Origin of the sequence: Pseudomonas sp. 6D_7.1_Bac1 (genome assembly GCF_025465945.1) — a bacterium.
Lineage (GTDB): Bacteria > Pseudomonadota > Gammaproteobacteria > Pseudomonadales > Pseudomonadaceae > Aquipseudomonas.
This window is the reverse complement of sequence record NZ_JANLNW010000007.1, coordinates 1-282: the sequence shown is the minus strand read 5'-3', so window position 1 is coordinate 282 and position 282 is coordinate 1. Positions and strand designations below refer to the sequence as shown.

Genomic DNA, 282 nt, shown 5'->3' with positions numbered 1-282 from the left:
AACTGATTGGCGTTGAGGCTCAGGCTACCGCTGCTCAGCACGCGGCCCTGGTGCTGGTTATCCAGGGTCCCGGCGTTGAGGGTCGCGCCTTGTTGCGCGCTCAACGTGCCGCCCTGGTTGTTCAGGGCTTGCACCGCGTTGACCGTCAGGTTGCGGCTGGCGACCACACTTTTGCCGCTGTTGTTGAGGATCTGGGTGCTGAGGGTCACGTCACCGTTGGCGTTGCGGCTGGTGTCGGCGTTGACCCCGGCCTCGATGATGCCGTTGTTGCTCAACTGGCCG

The 282-nt window shown here is 64.2% G+C and carries 1 protein-coding gene; it reads right to left on the bottom strand.

Going from position 1 to position 282, the window contains the following annotated elements:
* On the bottom strand, window positions 1–282 hold a 282-nt coding region (locus tag NTD87_RS02290), incomplete at both ends, for a hypothetical protein (RefSeq protein WP_262111585.1).